This is a genomic window from Enterococcus sp. HMSC061C05 (genome assembly GCF_001814765.1).
GTDB classification, from domain to species: Bacteria; Bacillota; Bacilli; order Lactobacillales; family Enterococcaceae; genus Enterococcus_B; species Enterococcus_B lactis.
In genome coordinates this window covers 25,342-42,002 of record NZ_KV817756.1, presented here as the reverse complement: position 1 = coordinate 42,002, position 16,661 = coordinate 25,342, and the positions used below count along the sequence as shown (strand labels likewise).

Annotated in this window: 15 protein-coding genes; 3 read left to right on the top strand and 12 right to left on the bottom strand. The window is 37.3% G+C overall.

All coding sequences use genetic code 11. From position 1 onward, the window contains the following. Positions 1-257: 257 nt before the first annotated feature. Positions 258-992 (top strand): MIP/aquaporin family protein, encoded by a 735-nt coding sequence (locus tag HMPREF2988_RS11020; protein ID WP_002290500.1) that lies wholly within the window; start codon positions 258-260, stop codon positions 990-992. Positions 993-1,083: 91 nt separating this feature from the next. On the opposite strand, the gene HMPREF2988_RS11015 is transcribed toward HMPREF2988_RS11020, so the two are convergent. The 7 genes from HMPREF2988_RS11015 to HMPREF2988_RS10985 all read right to left on the bottom strand — a co-directional run bounded on the left by HMPREF2988_RS11015 (position 1,084) and on the right by HMPREF2988_RS10985 (position 9,361). Then, positions 1,084-2,337, bottom strand: a complete 1,254-nt coding sequence (locus HMPREF2988_RS11015) for a helix-turn-helix domain-containing protein (protein WP_256924706.1) — start codon at positions 2,335-2,337, stop codon at positions 1,084-1,086. A 482-nt stretch (positions 2,338-2,819) separates the two neighbouring features. After that, positions 2,820-3,917 (bottom strand): WxLIP family cell surface protein, encoded by a 1,098-nt coding sequence (locus tag HMPREF2988_RS11010; protein ID WP_070770660.1) that lies wholly within the window; start codon positions 3,915-3,917, stop codon positions 2,820-2,822. 120 nt (positions 3,918-4,037) lie between these two features. After that, entirely contained in the window at positions 4,038-6,065 is a 2,028-nt protein-coding gene (locus HMPREF2988_RS11005) for a lectin-like domain-containing protein (protein WP_070770652.1), read from the bottom strand. Between the two features lie 146 nt (positions 6,066-6,211). Continuing rightward, positions 6,212-6,937, bottom strand: coding sequence for a WxL domain-containing protein (locus HMPREF2988_RS11000; protein ID WP_025477444.1), 726 nt, complete (start codon positions 6,935-6,937; stop codon positions 6,212-6,214). Between the two features lie 513 nt (positions 6,938-7,450). After that, on the bottom strand, positions 7,451-8,350 hold the full coding sequence (locus HMPREF2988_RS10995; RefSeq protein ID WP_070770651.1) for a metallophosphoesterase: 900 nt from the start codon (positions 8,348-8,350) through the stop codon (positions 7,451-7,453). A 9-nt stretch (positions 8,351-8,359) separates the two neighbouring features. Continuing rightward, positions 8,360-8,716, bottom strand: coding sequence for an iron-sulfur cluster biosynthesis family protein (locus HMPREF2988_RS10990; RefSeq protein ID WP_002287910.1), 357 nt, complete (start codon positions 8,714-8,716; stop codon positions 8,360-8,362). Positions 8,717-8,779: 63 nt separating this feature from the next. Then, positions 8,780-9,361: a GNAT family N-acetyltransferase gene (locus tag HMPREF2988_RS10985; RefSeq protein WP_070770650.1), complete on the bottom strand. Its 582-nt coding sequence runs from the start codon at positions 9,359-9,361 to the stop codon at positions 8,780-8,782. 229 nt (positions 9,362-9,590) lie between these two features. Here HMPREF2988_RS10985 and HMPREF2988_RS10980 point away from each other — a divergent pair, with 229 nt between their 5' ends. Continuing rightward, entirely contained in the window at positions 9,591-9,887 is a 297-nt protein-coding gene (locus HMPREF2988_RS10980) for a hypothetical protein (RefSeq protein WP_002290488.1), read from the top strand. A gap of 139 nt (positions 9,888-10,026) precedes the next feature. Here HMPREF2988_RS10980 and HMPREF2988_RS10975 read toward each other — a convergent pair whose 3' ends face one another. From HMPREF2988_RS10975 to HMPREF2988_RS10960, 4 genes are read right to left on the bottom strand one after another with little or no spacing between them, the layout of a single operon-like run. Beyond that, positions 10,027-10,980 carry a siderophore ABC transporter substrate-binding protein gene (locus tag HMPREF2988_RS10975; protein ID WP_002290487.1) on the bottom strand — a complete coding sequence of 318 codons (954 nt, stop codon included), beginning with the start codon at positions 10,978-10,980 and terminating at the stop codon, positions 10,027-10,029. A gap of 22 nt (positions 10,981-11,002) precedes the next feature. Next, positions 11,003-11,758: an iron ABC transporter ATP-binding protein gene (locus tag HMPREF2988_RS10970; protein ID WP_002372520.1), complete on the bottom strand. Its 756-nt coding sequence runs from the start codon at positions 11,756-11,758 to the stop codon at positions 11,003-11,005. Further along, on the bottom strand, positions 11,755-12,714 hold the full coding sequence (locus tag HMPREF2988_RS10965; protein ID WP_070770649.1) for an iron chelate uptake ABC transporter family permease subunit: 960 nt from the start codon (positions 12,712-12,714) through the stop codon (positions 11,755-11,757). The genes HMPREF2988_RS10970 and HMPREF2988_RS10965 overlap by 4 nt, the downstream gene beginning before the upstream one ends. After that, the gene (locus tag HMPREF2988_RS10960) at positions 12,707-13,657 is read right to left on the bottom strand and encodes an ABC transporter permease (RefSeq protein WP_070770648.1); all 951 of its coding nucleotides are present in this window, start codon (positions 13,655-13,657) and stop codon (positions 12,707-12,709) included. The genes HMPREF2988_RS10965 and HMPREF2988_RS10960 overlap by 8 nt, the downstream gene beginning before the upstream one ends. A gap of 149 nt (positions 13,658-13,806) precedes the next feature. Between HMPREF2988_RS10960 and HMPREF2988_RS10955 the strand changes: the two genes are divergently transcribed. Continuing rightward, positions 13,807-14,259: a YueI family protein gene (locus HMPREF2988_RS10955; RefSeq protein WP_002315517.1), complete on the top strand. Its 453-nt coding sequence runs from the start codon at positions 13,807-13,809 to the stop codon at positions 14,257-14,259. An 87-nt stretch (positions 14,260-14,346) separates the two neighbouring features. Here HMPREF2988_RS10955 and gshAB read toward each other — a convergent pair whose 3' ends face one another. Continuing rightward, complete coding sequence (gene gshAB, locus HMPREF2988_RS10950) at positions 14,347-16,614, bottom strand: bifunctional glutamate--cysteine ligase GshA/glutathione synthetase GshB (protein ID WP_070770647.1); 2,268 nt, start codon at positions 16,612-16,614, stop codon at positions 14,347-14,349. Positions 16,615-16,661 lie beyond the last annotated feature (47 nt).

Genomic DNA, 16,661 nt, shown 5'->3' with positions numbered 1-16,661 from the left:
TGTTTCTAAGATACAATTTTTGAGAAAAAAAACGTTTTTTTTTTGGTATATTTATAGTTAAGCTTGGTGATTTGTGGAGAACTTTTAAAAAGAGTTGGAGTTTTACTGTTGGTCTGGTTTCTTATACGTAATGGAAATCATTTTTTTATTCACATTTGTTAAGACTGCAGAAATCCTTCCGACACGAAACACTGCACCGATGCTTTTCGTGTTGATGTTTCTTTTTTTTTGCATTTTTATAACATTTGGAGGTATTTATGGATTACTCACTAATGACCCGTCTTGCGGCGGAAATGATTGGTACAGCATTACTAATCGTGCTAGGTAACGGTGCTGTAGCAAACGTAGATTTAAAAGGTACAAAAGGATATGGCAGCGACTGGATGCTGATTGCTGTCGGATATGGATTTGGGGTTATGATGCCGGCAATGATCTTTGGCGGAATCAGCGGTAACCACATCAACCCAGCATTTACGATTGCCTTAGCGTCTAATGGATTGTTCCCTTGGGCTGAAGTTGTTCCTTATATCATTGCACAATTGATTGGTGCAGCGATCGGACAATTGATCGTAGTGGCTTGTTACAAACCTTACTACGACCAAACAGAAGATGTAAACCATGTGTTAGGTACATTCTCAACAATCAACAGTGTTGGTTCTAAATTCAATGGTTTCGTCAATGAATTCTTTGGTTCATTCGTTTTATTCTTTGGAGCTTTAGGTATTACAAAAGCACCATTCTTCCAAGATAACCTTGGTACAGCTCACTTAGCACTTGGTTTCCTTGTATGGACATTAGTTGCTTCACTTGGTGGTCCTACAGGTCCTGGTCTGAACCCAGCTCGTGACTTTGCACCACGTCTTGTACACGCACTACTTCCATTGAAACATAAAGGTTCTTCTCAATGGGGATATGCATGGGTACCCGTTGTTGCACCTATCTGTGCTGGTGTCGTAGCAGTATTCTTATATAAATTATTATTTATGGCTTAATTAAAAGCTAAATAAAAAAACTTGGTACAGCGATTGCGTACCAAGTTTTTTTATTTTAGAAAAAGCAGGTGGACTTTCTAAAAGAAGTTCACTATTCGATCCTGTCGATGATTTCTTCAGGAAAATCGTCTATTTGCTTGTCAATTTTGCTGTCTTTGTATTTCTCTTCTTGGATAGTCAACAAAATCTTTGTAAGGTTCCCCCAGTCTACTGCTCTTGGCGGATCAAGCCAAACCACTACTTGAGACACACTTTCTTCATATAAATTGTTTCTATTCGTGATTATAACATCCGGAAAATCAGGTTTTCCAGCCTCTATCACTTCCGTATTCAGATTAATGTACAAACTTAAATTTTTCTTGATAAATCGATTATAGGCAGCACCATAGGAAAAATCGATGATGATCTTTACTGGCTCAGAAACTAGTTGAACGGGTATGTGATTGATCAATAACAATAAATAACTGAAAAAAAGAAAAAATTTATCTTGAAGCAACTCTTTGTGTTTTGACATTAGATCATTCATATACTCTAATAGATAGCAATAAAATGTAGGATAGTTTTGATTAAAAAAAGAAATATCTAGTGGAAATTCATCCGATTTATTAAGGGTATAATGCAAAAGTTTAAAATGTATTTTGGTTAACTCATTTTGGATCGATTTTCTCGTTTCTTTCGGTAACCGTTTGAACCGTTTTTCAAAACTTTCAATGAACCGCTCATTCAACCATTCGATTGTTTCATCTTCTTTTTTCCTCAAATACTTTTGATCTAACTTATCATGGAGATAAAGCCACGAGAGGATCTTACAGATAAAAACAACTGATTCTGTCTCCAGTACTCCTTTTAGATAGAAAAATCCTATATCTGAGAAAAATAGCGGCTGATTGTTGACAATATCTAAAGAATCTTCTTGTTCAGACAATAGATTGATTGCTAAAAAGTGGAATAATTTCTTTTTTTCATAAGCGGAAAGAGGATAATACCGATTTAAATTTTTTACCATTTTTTCTGTTTTTATAATTATAGGTAGCGCATACAACTTTTCAACACTTATTTCTGTTGAGTTAAAAAGATTATATAAAAAAAGGCGGATGTTTTTAGGATTTCCTGTCAACTTTCTTTTCTCAAAAAAAATTTGATACTTTTTTAGATTTCTTTTCAGCCCTTGCAATACTTTATACGCCACAGAATAACTCACATGATGCTGTTCAGCAAAATTTTCTATTGAGATATATTTTTCCTGAAAGAAAGCCAATACCATTTTCATGGATAAAGAATCTGTTATATAGCGAGATAATAGGGCTTTACTAGAACTTTTACCATTGATTTCCAAACATATCATCAATTCATTAACAGTTAGACGAAAATTTTTCTCTAAATCGAACATTTGTAAATCATGTTTTAGCTTATCGATAGTTTTTTTCAAGAGAAATGTCGATAACGATAGTTTCTCTTGAATATCCGAGATTGATTCTGATAAATTTGAGCTTGCTTCTAAATATTTAAGTAATGAATAACTTCTATAATCTTCCTTGCTTAAAAAAAACTCATAATTCATTAGCCATCAGCTCTTTCTACGTATATTGCTGTTTCCATTCCTTCACTGCTACTATCCCTTCTTATTCGTATTTCCTACATCGTCCCAACTGTACGCTACATACAACCTGGAGGATCCGTTTATTGACCATTCTTACTGTTATACCTGTTATAATGATTATATCATTTACTTATAGGCATCTACGCTAATACAAAAGCATTTTATACTATCGAAAAAGGACTTAAATATCACGCAATAAGGAAAAACTATTATTTGTTATTTTGATTTTACTTTTCTTTCTCTTCTTTCTTTCTCAAAATAAACCAAAGGATAAGTATTAAAACGAACAACAAGAAAATCAGCGCTTCCAAGATGTAGATCCAATTATTGGTCTTTTTAATCGTCACATCCTTCGTATTCAATTCCTTGGCTTCTTTCCCGTCTATCATAAACACTTTTTCAAATATCCATTGGTCGGTATAGTTGATAGTGGTATTTTCTTTTTTTCTTGAGAATTTTCCATTTTCATTTTCATTTCCTAGAATGGTCATTGTGAGATGATATTCGCCTGGAGTTAGTGGCTGACCATTCAAAGCTGTTGGAAAAGAAAAGTTTGTATTCGGCGCAATCTGCAATCCTTCTTTTTCCTCCTGATATAAAACTTCAGAATGTCCTTTTTTTGTAATTTTTGTTTCAATAACTACCTGATTGATATAGGTTTTTTGATCATTTTGAACGTTTGCTAAAATGACATTTCTTGCATTGATTTGATCAGGTTTAACTTCATGGAGTACTAGGTTAGGAGCAACTTCATTCAGTGTCTGTCGCATTAACAAGGCCACAGTATAGGCGTATTCATTCTCAATCGATAAGCTTTGATCCTTGTTTTCTGTTTGATCCTTTTCCGTCACAATTTCTTTGAATGTGATTCCACCAGCCAATACACCATCGAATCGATCTTTTGGCATCTTGGCATGGAAAACCACGGTTTGAACGCTTTTAGGTTCCAGTGTCACTGTCTCTGGATAACTCACATAGTCGATCAGATCAAAGATTAGACTTTCGTCTTTTTCAATCTCATTTTTTCCATATTCAACCATCACGTTTGAATTAGTCGTTGCGCTATTCACAGAAATGTCGATTTTCACTTCTTTTTCCGTATCATTTCTCAATTCTGCTTTTAATTCTACTTCCTGATCTGGAACAAGTTGGAGATCGAAATAAGTTTTTCTTTTATCGATCTGATTCTCTGAAGTTATTGGCGTCACCGAAAAATTGAATGCACTAGCTGTCACTGGTAAATGGTTAAAAAGTGTCCCTATAATAACTAGGAGTGTTATAAATAATTGCTGTTTTGGTTTCAAGAAAATCGCTCCTTTCATCATATGTAAGAAAAGACGGGAACAAAAGCGTGTCTCTGCCATTTTAAGCTGTGCAGGAAATAAGTATTTATGGTTCCTGTTGTCCTTGGTGAACCATGCTTTTGTCCTCATCTTCTCTTTTTATTAATTTTCTGGAACATCTGCAAGAATCCAGGATAGTTTCCCCTCAAATGTTCCAATCCTTTGATTTTCTACAGGAATATCTATTCTGATTCCATGTTGAGATGTAGAATCTAAAATAGCAGACAAATCACTTTCGCCTTTTTGGTCACTTTCAAAAATCGTAACAGCAGATGACCCTATAACCGTTGTCTCTTCAGAAGTAACAAACGAAAGAGCTTCCGGGAGTTCAAACGTTCCATTTGTAAGAACTTTTTCTTGTTTCAATTGTAATGTCCAACCTCCAGAAGCCCGTTCATCCATGATTTTCAATCCACCTGAGAACTGCCCAAATACACTTAATGGTTTATTGGATATTTTATGTTGCCCAAAATCTACATACTGAGGAGCCGCTGAAAGATAAAGCTTTCCTTTTCTGTAATAAAAATAGATATCCGCTGTATTTTCGGAAAAGACACCTTCTGTATTCGCTGAATCAGAGTCAAAAACATATCCCTCAATATCAATAGGAACTTCTTTATAACTCTCTCCGATTTTTCCAGTGATTGTTTTCATTTCTGCGAGTTCATTTTGACTCTCTTTCTCTTTATAATAAACATGGACATCTATTTCCTTCAGCTTCGCAATCGTCAGACTTATATCATTTGACTGCTCAATTAACTTTGCATTCTCAAGATATTCAAAGTGCATAGTCAGTACCTTTTCGGGAATGACTTCTTGCAAGTCTGTTTCCAACTCAATAATCAATGTATCTCCAAGAACAAAATAATCTCCTAGATTGAGTGTGACTCGGTTTCCTGTTATCAGGATATCTTTGGCATCAACTTGATTTCCGTTGATCAAGACACGCTCAGGAATATTTAATTCTTGTGGTAGGTCTATACTAGTCTCCAATTTCTTATCTTCAAGAAAATTCCCAGTAACTTTCAATGTATTTCTGATAGTTATCTTATCGTTTCTTTCAACTTCAGCGATGGCCCCATAATCACTATCATTGACTTTTACATCAGCTGATGATGACACATTAGATGGAAGTTGCGTCATCGCGATAGCGTTTTCTTGAAAAAATGTACCTGTTGAAGAAGTAAATCCCCAATTTACTTCTGTAGAACCGAATTGACTGATGAGATCAGGTACAATGTGAGAAGAGCGACCGACACCTTCCAGATCATAGGTGAGACTTCTTTGAGACGCGTCCCATTGAATGATTAATGTACGCCATGTACCATCAGAGAGAAAGGTAGGTGCTACTGTTACGCCAGTATGCTCTCCGGAATAATTGTTGTTATTTGGTTTAGGAGTGACAAAGGCGACATGTCCATGTCCCTTATTATCGGCAGTTATTTCACGATCCATTCGATCAGAAGAGCCACTATTTTTATATGTGTCGAACTCAATCGAGAGTGCATTTGCGACATAAGGCTGTCCTGATCGAGTCGAATAAGAACCAATTCCCATACCTGGGGAACCGATAACTTGACTGGGATCATTAGCCATTCTAGAATCACCAGTCAATGTAAAAGTCATACCATCTCCTGCTTTATCTCGTTGATTTCCTAAATATAAATAACATTTAAATGTAAAATCTGAGCGTAAATCGATTTTATTGTTTGACCAAATAGCTCCTCTTTGAGACCTCTCTGCTGGATTCAGTTGCAATAGCTTCCCGTTTTCCAATATGGATGTGCTGGTGCCGATAGGTTGTTGAAAAATCTTATCAATAGAAATAATATTGGGATCATTAGGCAGCCCCACTCGATAAGTCGGGGCATTCTCTAATGGCTGTTTGATTAACTCTTCAGATTCTTCTTTGTCAGTGGTCTCTTTACTGTTAGTAGTACTTGAATTCTCACTGCTTTCTTGGATCTGGCTAGATTCTGTTAAACGATCGAGTGTCGAAGGCTCTTTGCTTTCTTCGACTCTTCTATTATCATTCACCAACTGATTCGATTCCAAAGAATACCCTATAATCGGAAAGATATTAGTCGCTAATAGACTGCTTAAAATGAGCGCGATTCTTCTCTTTTTCACTATATCTTTTCCTCCTGATCGTTGAATTCCCAGATGAACTGTTCCTGTCCAAACTAATATAGCTTGGCCTTTACCAACCTTTGTTTAGATTGTCTTCACAAAACCGTTTGACTGCATGCTTATTTTCAACTGTTCTTGCAAGTAAACTAGTTATTGGGTGTATCTTCTAATGTCCAAACTAATTTAGTAGAATATTGTTGTGCTAACTTGACCGATGTACCAGGTACCGAAAGCTGTACCGCATCTTTATTTTCATTTTCATTCGCACCAAATCGATAGACCCAAGTCCCCACACCTGTTCCTGATTTAGCATTGATTGCTAACGTATTATTTCCTCCTGGTGTCAGCGTTAATTCAGAATTAACCGTTTCAGGTGTATATGTTGGATCAACCAAAGAAACAGCCTGTCCTTTCGTAAACTTCAGCTGTGCTCCAACTAGTTCGTCCCCACTGGCAGTTTTAAATTGTTCTGGTTGTGCTACACTTAATTTCCACCCAGATAGTGTTCCTCTTTTATCTGTCACTTGGACATATGTCGGTTTTTTAGAACCATCAGTCATTTCATCAGCAGATGCATAATACGTTTTATCTGCAGTAGAAATTTTTTGAGTCCCAAATTTGAATTTTGATCCATAATCAATCGATAATGCTCCTCCTGTTCCAGGACTTGGAGGGTCTACTGGATCGACAGGGACGTTGGGATCAGGATCTTCCGGATCAACTGGAGGAGTTATTCCCTCATCTCCTGCTTCAAATGTGATCGTTCCGTCTGTGTTATATTCCTTTGGGTATACTTCAGCTGCAGAGACAAAAGTCGCACTTACTGCCATACTGAATAACATCGTTGCTACTAATATAGTTTCTTTTTTCATCATTGCCATTCCTCTTTCTTTTTTTAATAAATATACAATCGATCCATAGCACATGTTTGCTTTACGGAACTTATGAGAGAGAAGAATATCGTCCCGTGTCTGCTCATATATGTCGATTAGTTGTTAGGTGATCATCAGTCCGTTTTGATTCTTATTTTTCTATTGCCGCTTGATGCAATTAAAATTAGAACTATAGCTGTCATAGTCTTTAAAATCATTTGTACGTCTCACACCCCCATCCATCAAAATATGACTTGACTGTCAAGACTGCAATCAATAGTTATTATAAGTAAATAAAAAATACATATTATATTATTTTTTGACAGTATCAGATAAAAAAAGAATAAACGCTTGCATCTAGTACTCCCTATGTTATGAACCAATTGATCAAATAAACATTCGCTAACTATTCTCCACAGCAAAAAAGCAGCAGATCCACGATAAATGGATCTACTGCTCTTACTTATCCTTATATTTAACAGGGATTTTCTTTTACACATCGCTAATGCTGTCTCAATACGAAATGATCGTCATCGCTTGTTCAAATTCCTCTTGCAAGTGTTGTGTTTGATAGGCCTGAAAAGCTGGGTGATGGGCACGCAAGAGTACGCGTAATTTCATAGGATCATAGCTGTCTAACAACTGTTCTTTCAAAACAAAATCACGAGTCAGTTGCCATTCATAATAATAACCGAATGGTCGACAACTATAAATTGCTCCATGGATCAACTGATCTTCGAACCGCCGATGCGTATGACCAAAAACTACTTGTTTGATATTTGAGTAATGGTCTAATAATTTCCCGAATGATTCTGATCCTAAAAACGCATTTAATTTGTTCCAACGCTCATAAGGAGCAGATTGATACACGATAAATGCTCGTTTAGGAACGAAATGAGTGGATAGAATGACCTCAAGCTTTTTTGCTTCCAACTGGTCTAGCAAATTTTTTGCAGCTGCAAGCATTTCTGCATTGACCTCGAGATCTGTTTTCCCACGCTGGATGAACCGATCATACCAATACAAACGTTTCATTCGTACGATTGCATCGTAATCTTTCAATTCGGAAAACTGATAGTCGTACCAGCCATTCATTCCTAAAAGAACGGTCTGCTCATTTAAAGCAATATACCGTTCATTTAAAAAATGTGGGTCTGGAAAATGGTCCATCATCTGTTCATTGGGCACATCTGCCAACTCGTGATTGCCGAAATGAAAGGTCGTAGATAATCCTTTATTGACGAAAAATTCGACAACAGCTAGGCAACGATCTACTTTATTGGCCGTATCTCCGGCTAGATGAAGCCGAGTGATCTTGTGCTTTTGCAAAACTTGCCAAAGCTGCATCAGCTCTGATTCGCCGAATTTATTGATGTCCACATGTAAGTCGCTGATGACCGCCAATTTTCCCATTTTATCCCTCTAGTCTTTTCGAACAACTTGCAAGTTGCCTTTTCTCAAGCCGCTTGGTCCTTTTAATTGTAAACTATTGTAAGTTGGTTCTAAAGCAAGTGTTGATGGATCATCCATGTAAAGTATTGCACTGTCTTTGATTTTGATTGGTCCAACTGGTGTATCAGCCACTACAGAATAAAGACTTAGATCTGTTTGTGTATCTTTTTTAACAATGATCAATCGAAATGCCGTGTCTAATTGGCAACTGACTTGGCTTTCTGCAAATGGACCGTCGCCGTTTTCGATATCTAATAAAAGTTGATCATCTGCTTCTAATTTATTTTTCAATACTTCTTGTGCTTCTTTTGTCACTTCTAATTTCATCTGTATCACCTCACGTCATAGAATAATCACTTTATTCATCAGATGCAACTAATTTGTCTGGTTTTAGCTGTTTCCTGTTTGTTGGAGAGCCAACCATTCGGATTTTGTGATTCCTCTTATCACTAAAGAAACCACTTCGCCATTTCTTCGCTCAGCATCTGGGATCAATCCTTCTTTTTTCATATGTAACTTCTCCATTACCCGCCCCGAATTGGAATTTCTCACGTCATGGGTAGCAAAGATCCTTACAAGATCTAATTGTTCGAAACCTAGTTTCAGCAAAGCAGCGGTAGCTTCAGGCATATAGCCATTTCCCCAATAGGCAGAATTGAGCGCATACCCGATTTCGGCAGTCCCATTGTGGTCATTCACACGGATATCTGTCGTTCCGATCAGTTTACCTGATTTTTTTAGTTCTATACCATATTTTCCTAAAGGGTCCTTTATAAAGGATGTAGCAATAGTTGCTCTTGTTTCTGCTAATGATTGGTTTGCGGGAAAGAGGAACCGTGTCGTTACCTCATCACTTGCATATTCATATACATCCTCTGTATCTGCTAAAGTGACGGGTCGTAAAATAAGTCGTTCTGTTTCTATCCATTGATTTTCTGCCAGTACAAGGTCTGTTTTAATTTCTTCTCCCATCTAAATCCGCTTCTTTCGTTATTTTTTCTCTACTATAGCGAAGCAGGCTCCAAAAAGCAACCTGTTATTTGTCCAACCTTATCCATTCCTTAAATAACAAAGTATATTCTAAAAAATAAACATCCCTTAATAACTATTGGAAAAAGAATAACTTTTTGTTCACGGATTATTAACAACTCTTCGGTAAAGTAAACTTATCAAATAAAAAGACTTCTTTGGAGGAATCACTATGAAAGAATATATAAAAAGTATCTATTTTATCGAAGAAACACAAAACATCGAGGGTTCTTATATTGAAGTAAAAACACTTTTTGTCAATGAAGATAAAACAAAAGCATTGGATATCTATAAAAAATTAGCTGCAAAACAAACGAATAGTTTCGGATTGATATTAAGCGAGTATAAGATCAAAGCAGAAGAAAGTTATTTCTATCAATTATTAAAACGTTGGAGTAAGCTTCCTGCCGATTTTTATCGAAAAATGCAGATCATCAACTATCAACCGCTTGCTGAGACACATGCGTGAATAAAGGTTGTGAAATTAGCGCTTTAACCTGAGTATTAAAGAAAAAAGATTTCCCAAACACATAAAAACCTACCTCTAAAAGTTAGCTGGAAAATCTAACTTTTAGCGGTAGGTTCAATTTTTTCGATTATTTTTGATTCTACTTAAATGCTTGATCCACATCTTCGATCATCAGTTTCATTGACTCTAAACCGCCCCCGCTTAAATACCAGACATCTGGTTCAAGGGAGATGATCTGCTGATTTTTACCAGCATTCGTTTGTGCTACCAGTTCATTGGCAGAAATATCATCTTTGCTGTCGTCTCCACCAATAGCTTTTGTTCGGTCTACCACAAATAAGATATCCGGATTTTTTTCTAGCACATATTCATAAGAAACACTTTGACCGTGAGTGGATGCTTCGATTTGATCATCCGTTTGTTCAAAGCCAAATAAATCATGGATGAAACCAAATCTAGAACCTGATCCGTAGGCTGACAATTGCCCTTCATTCACAAGTGTGACTAGTGCTTTTTTATCAGACGCTTCTGCTTTCTTTTTCGTCTGATCGATTGCATTGGATAATTCCTCTAATTGAGTTTTGGCTTCTTCTTGCTTCCCAAAGATTTCCCCTAAAGTAGTGACATTTTGCTGGAAAGATTCCCATGGCTTTTTCGCATCTAAAGAAAGGAAAATAGTCGGAGCGATTTGACTTAGATCTTTTTGAAAATCTCTTTGCCGGCCAGAAATGATGATCAGATCTGGCTGAAGCTGATTGATTTTTTCTAAGTCTGGTTCTTTGATCCCACCTGCTGATTCCACTTTTTTATAGGAGGAAAGATACTCAGGAAGGCTGCTCGTAGCTGCTCCAACTACCTTATCTCCAACACCAAGAGCATCCATCGTATCTAAAGAACCATTGTCGAATACGACGACTTTTTCAGGATTCTTTGGCACCTCGATTTGATCGCCATTACTGTCTTTTATCGTTAACGCTGTTTCAGCTTGCGTACTGCTTTTCTTTGTATCTGCCTGACTGGTGTTGTTACTATTTCCACATGCTGCTAAACCAAATGATGCTAGAATCAAGATACCTACTACTAATTTTTTCATCTCTTCTCTCCTAATGTTAGTTTTAGAAATAAAGACAGAATCTGCGGCCTTCAATCTCACAAATCCGTATGTCCATTTCGTACAATTCATCCAATACATCTTTTTTTATCATTTCTTGGGTCGTTCCTTGCGTAAATAACTGCCCCTCTTTCATTGCAACAATCTCGTCTGCATAACTTGCAGCAAAGTTGATATCATGAAGAACGATAACAATCGTTTTCCCAATTTCTTGTACTAACTTTTTTAAGATCTGCATGATTTGAACAGCAAAATTCATATCTAGATTGTTCAAAGGTTCATCCAGCAAAATATAATCCGTGTCTTGCGCTAGTACCATTGCAATATACGCACGTTGGAGTTGACCTCCTGAAAGAGTGTCAATCGATTGATCTGCTATTTCTTCTAACCCGAGGTGTTCCAGTGATTCCTGAACGATTTTCTGATCTTTAGTCGTCAATTTTCCTTTCGTATAAGGAAATCGTCCAAATTCTACTAATTCTTTCACAGTAATTTGGACATTTATTTCATTCGATTGTCGCAAGATCGATAATTTTTTGGCTAATTCATTGGATTTCCAAGCCTTTACTTCGTTATGGTCTAAATAGATTTCACCTGTATCTTTTGGTATCAAACGACTGATCATCGACAACACCGTTGACTTTCCAGCACCATTTGGACCGATAAAAGCAGTCAACTTCTTTTCAGGAATCGTTAACTGTACATCTTTGACCACTGATTTTCCATGGTACAGTTTATTGACCTTTTGTAAATCGATCATAAGATACTCTTCCTTTCGCGAATCAATTTTGTGACAAAATAAATTCCTCCGACAAATTCAACGACGACACTCACTGTTGTATTCCAGCCGAAAATCTGCTCTACTGCGATCTGTCCTCCTGTCAGAAACAGCATAGCTACCAGAAAGCTTCCGATAAATAGCTGACCATGACGATAAGTAGAAAATACACGGTAACTGACATTTGCGACAATAAACCCTAAAAAAGTAACTGGACCCACAAGAGCCGTTGATGTCCCTGTCAAAAGACTGACACAACACAAAATAAAAAATTCAAATCGATCTGTGTCTACCCCAAGGTTTACAGCTTGTTCCTTCCCAAGATGGAAAACGTCTAGCACATGTCGATATCGAAATAACAGGTACCAGCAGCCGATAATGATCAAAGAAGCAGGCAAAAGATACTGGCTTTGGATATTGCCAAAACTTGCAAATAATCTCCCTTGAAGCAAATCATATTCATTCGGATCCATGATGACTTGTAAAAAGGTACTGACACTACCAAAAAGCGTGCCTAAAATCATCCCTGACATCAGTAATAAAAAAAGATTTGCTTTCATTTTTTTCAAAAGAAAGAAAAATAACAACAGACTCAACCCGACCATCAGCCCAACGTTCAATAAGAAAAAACCTGTACCTGTCTGCTGAAGCATCGTCACTCCTCCGATAAAGAAGAAAAGGACCGTTTGGACAAGGACATATAACGACTCAAGTCCCAATACGGAAGGAGTCAAAAACTGGTTATGCGTAATTGTCTGAAAGCTGATCGTAGCACTGCTGACAGCTAGCGAGACAAGGATAAATGCAAAAATTTTCTTACTCCTCAATACCCACGCAAAATGCCAGTTTCCATATGTATGGATCGTCAAGTACACTCCTGTAACAAATAGAACAAGAACAAACATACCAATAAAAATAGACGGCTTTTTTTTAAGCATATCGTCGCCCCCTTATCAGAAGATAAAGGAAGATAGCCCCACCGATGATTCCAACGATCACACTGACTGGTATTTCATAAGGAAAAATCAACACACGAGCGACAAGATCGCAAAATACTAAGAACAAACTACCTGCTAAAGCAGTTACGCCAATGGTTTTGTGCACTTGATCTCCATATATTTTAGAGACAAGATTCGGAATGATCACTCCGATAAAAGGAATGCTTCCTACCATGATCAACATGACTGCACTAGCCAATGAAACCAAGCCAATACCTAAAAGCTGCATCTTCTGGTAATCTATTCCCAAATTTACTGCAAACGATTCGCCCAGACCAATGATCGTAAATCGGTAAGCAAATAGCCAAACCAAGAACAACAATGGAACAACAGCATACAATAACTCATAATTTCCTCGTATCACAGTCGCAAAATTCCCTTGAAGCCATGAAGTCATATTTTGTACCAACTGGAATTGATAAGCAAAAAAAGTAGCAACTGAACCAATGATATTCCCTAACATGACCCCAATCAACGGAAGCATCAATTGATTTTTCTGGGGGAACAATCGCGTAAGGGATAAAAAAAGCAATGTTCCTGCGAAAGCAAAGCAAAATGCTGTCAAGGATCGGACAATCAAGGATGCACTAGGTAGGAAAATCATAGCCACTAAAATACCTAAACGCGCACTATCCATCGTGCCCGCAGTCGTTGGTGAAACAAATTTATTTTGGGTCAAATGTTGCATAATCAACCCACAAATACTACTGGTCGCTCCCACAAGGATCAAACAAATCGTTCGTGGCAAACGAGTCGCTAGCAAGATTTGTAAGCTTTGCCCATCTAACTGGAGCAGTTCTGACAATTGTACATTCGATACTCCGATGAACAATGAAATACTACTTAAAATAACTAATAATGCTACTAGTCGTCCGTAGCGCATCCAATCCACCTTTCTAATTGAGAATGATTTTCATTCTTATTTTAAGTGAATCGTTGAACAAAAGCAACCGCTTTTTCATATGTTTTAGGTATTATTGGGAATATGCTATAATCGTAAGAAAGACAAAGAGAAGAAGGAGGGTATTTTTTATGGCACAAGATGATGTAAAAAGCCATTTGGATAAGGGACTTTATGGTACACCTTTAGTGAACCCTGAAGAACAGCATAAATATTTAGGGACATTCAGGGAACGTTGCTATCTTAGTATGACTGTTGCTGAAATGATCCAACCAAAAAACAAAGAAAACTTTTTAAAAGAACTCAAAAAACATCCAGATGCTTCCATACTCTTGAATGGGGCTCTACCCCTTTCTGTCCAAAACCAATATATCCAGCTAGCAACGAAAAACAATAGCCGTTTCACTGTAGTCAACGATCACGTCACTGCAAATCCTGAGGAATTCGGATTGCTCTTAACAGCAAAAGAAGCAGTAAATGAACCTGTGATCGATATCGAAAAAAAATACCCAGAAGAAAACTCTTCGCCAGCTGAAAAAGAAAAACCAAAAAAGAAAAAAAGCTTCTGGGATCGTTTATTTTAAATCGAAAAAACACATAAATTTTTACATGCAAAAAAGCTTTTGAACAGATTGACATCAAATAGGACAATCTGTCAAAAGCTTTTTCGTTTAAAATACTTCAGGATATAACAATTTCAATACATTCATCGTCAATCTTCTGCCTTTTCCTGCAAAAGGATAAACATGCATATGCATCGCTGGATTGAAATTTGCTTCAATGATCCCGTATGCTTTTTTATCGGTTGTAGGATCGATTTCTTTATCTGGTATGATCAAATCAATACCACTGATTTTAGCTCCTAGTGCTTCTACCGCAGAAACGGCGATTTTTTTGTAAGCTTCAGAAAATTCATCCGTCATATCGATCGAATCACCGCCCGTACTGATATTTGAGTTCTCCCTTAGATAAACAATTTGATTGGCTTGGGGAACTGATTCGATCGTTAACCCTTGTTCTTTCAACATCAATTGTTCTAATTCGCCTAATTGGATCAATTCCAACGGTGCACGATGATTCGTTCCACGCAAAGGGTCACTATTTTTTTCTTCAACAAGTTCTTTCACTGTTCGGATACCGTCACCAATAACATTAGCAGGGACCCGCAACATGATGGCTTGGACTTCTCCATCAATTACAAAGAAACGATATTCCGTTCCCGGCATAAATTCTTCTACTAAAACCGAGCTGTCTTCACGAAAAGCAATCGCCAATCCTGCTTGATAATCCTCCAGATCAGCCCCTTCCTTGAAAATCGTGATACCTAACCCGTAATTTGTGGACTTAGGTTTGATCACAAAGGCCTGATCGGCAAATCTTGGATAAGCTTTTACGGCTTCTTCCATGGATGAAAATTCTGCGCCTCCTGGTACTCGGAACCCAGTTTCTTTTAAAACTTTTTTCGTTACTGTTTTGTTTTCCATGATAAGTGGAACGATATAGCTGTCCTTACTTGTCATGTTTGCATTTTTCACATATTCTACATGGTCTTGGTATTGCAGACGCAAAAATTGATCCGACTCATCTAATACTTTGACTTGGACACCTTTTTGGATGGCATCGAACATAAATATCTGAGTAGAAAGTTCCATTTCGCGAAAACCGGCCAACTGATAGGGACGTTCATGACTTTCTTTATAATATTGATGCCCCAATGCCACAGCAACTTCTTGCTGACTCGATAGCTGTGCTTCTTGATAGAGTTTCGCTGCTAACGTTTGTTCGGGATGATCCATTTGAGTCAATGCTTCCTCCACTAAATAAAGAGAATCCAACCAATCCAATTCAACCAGCATTTGCTTCATCCCTTCAAGGATTTCTTTACCTTCTTGATGAAATTCAGTCTGATGTGATGGTTGTTCTAGTGCTACTTTGTTATTTCGAGTCGTACCTTCTGCCACCCATTGGTCACTGTCTTCTTTTTCTTCTGTCCATAGCATATACATCAGGAATAATTGTAAGAAACGAACTTGTTCCGGATTGATTCCCAGCCTTGCGTAAGGGTTCAGATCGATATTCCGCAATTCAATATAACGAACGCCTGTTGTTGCTAAATCTGCGACTTTCTTTCCGCCTCGGAAACGAAGCGGTGTATAAAATTCTTTCTCCTCCGAAAGTTTCCCTTCTTCGATCATTCGCTCAATATCTGCTAAATACTGTTTCATGGAAGCATAGGAAACTTTCACATTTGGATGATTCGTGTAGCCTAGCGCACTGTTTCGAATACTGCGAACAGGTTCTTGCGGGTGTGATTCATTTATAAAATAGTTCTTCTCACTCATCGGTGAAGCACCAAATAAATAAGTGATCATCCAGCGATAGCGTAAAAAATTTCTCGCTGTTTTCAAATAAAGTTCTGTTTTGAATTCAGAAAAATCCTGAAATTCTTCCTGATGGCTGAACAATGTTCTTAACAATTCGCCACCAAATTCAAAATTGAAATGGATGCCGCTTACCATTTGTTTTCGCTTCCCGTATTCTTTTGCTAAATAACGTCGATACAAGACATCTTCGAAACTTTTTAATTTTGCAATAATGATTTCTTCGTCTTTTTCCGGTAAGGCAGGTGGCATACTTAATGGCCAGATCATCTCTTCTTTCGGTATAGAACGAGCAGTCACATCATAAACAGCAGCCAGATACTGAAATAATTCGGGAATAGAATCGGTAACAGGGGTGATCATCTCTGTTTGTGTTTCGCTAAAATCTGTTTGGATATAGGGGTGATAAGATCGATCGCCAAAGATTGCTGGATGATCGGTTTTTGCTAGATTTCCTGCAAGATCAACCCGCTGTCCTTCCCGTTCTATACCAAATCGAGCTTGGTCGATAAAAGGGCGCGCATTGTCATGCAATAATAATTGCTTAAAATTCATCATTAAGTGACCTCCAATTCATATGAATCTAATTATAATCAAAAAGTCTA